Here is a 951-nt window from a genome sequence, read left to right as displayed (position 1 = left end):
GGTCTGCGTGGAGAGCTGCCGAGCGTGGAAGAGGAAGCTCGGCGTGGCTGTGGATCGGCCCCGGCTGGAGCGGGCGGCGCGTCGCTGGCCACCCTCGCCGGATGGTAGGCGCGGACCGGCATCGGCGTCGGATGCCGAACACGTTGCCTGGCGCGGTGTCTGGTGCCCGGGTGTCAGCCCCCGTGCTTCGGCTCGTTGACGCGGTGGAGGCTCGCGGTCACGTGGGCTGTCCCTCGGGATCGCCGGTTGTGCCGTGCGGCTGCGCGAGGTGTTCGGCGAGGGTCTGCAGTCCTGCGGTGCGTGAGGCTTTGACCAGGACCACGTCGCCGGGCCGCACCAGCTGCCGCAGCGCGGCGTAGGCGGCCTGGGGGTCCGCGCAGGTGACGGTGTCGACGTTGCCGCGCCGGGCCGCCTGCTCGATCAGCTGAGCCTCGGCCCCTCCGATCGTGATGAGGTAGGCGATGCCGAGCTGGGCGACGAGCTCGCCCAGCCGGGTGTGCTCGCGGTTGCTCTCGGCTCCCAGCTCGCGCATCTCGCCCAGGACCGCGACGGCCCGGCGGCCCCGGGCCATGGCCTTCAGCGCCTCCAGGCCGGCACGCATCGAGTCGGGGTTGGCGTTGTAGGCGTCGTTGATCACGGTGACGCCGTCGGGTCGCTCGGTGACCTCCATGCGCCATCGCGACGCGGGCATCGCCGTCGAGAGCTGTCCGGCGATGCGGTCGATGCTCAGGCCCGCTTCGCGGCCCACCGCTGCGGCGGTGAGCGCGTTGGCGACGTGGTGCTCGCCGGACAGCCGCAGCGCGACCCGGGCCGCGCCTTCGTCCGGGGTCACGAGCTGGAAGCGGGCCCGTCCGAGGTCGTCGACCTCGACGTCCTCGGCCCGCAGGTGCGCGTCGCGGGTGCGGCCGACCAGCACGACGCGGGCCCGGGTGCGCGACGCCATCGCCCGCA

At 74.0% G+C, this 951-nt stretch carries 1 protein-coding gene; it reads right to left on the bottom strand.

The features are described 5' to 3' along the window. Positions 1-217: 217 nt before the first annotated feature. Positions 218-951: glutamate ligase domain-containing protein (locus tag TR48_RS36355; protein ID WP_042374879.1), on the bottom strand; the 734-nt coding region annotated here is incomplete at its 5' end.

Source organism: Streptacidiphilus neutrinimicus (genome assembly GCF_000787815.1).
GTDB classification, from domain to species: domain Bacteria; phylum Actinomycetota; class Actinomycetes; order Streptomycetales; family Streptomycetaceae; genus Streptacidiphilus; species Streptacidiphilus neutrinimicus.
Note: the sequence above shows the minus strand (reverse complement) of the source record. Positions and strands in the feature narration are given on the sequence as shown.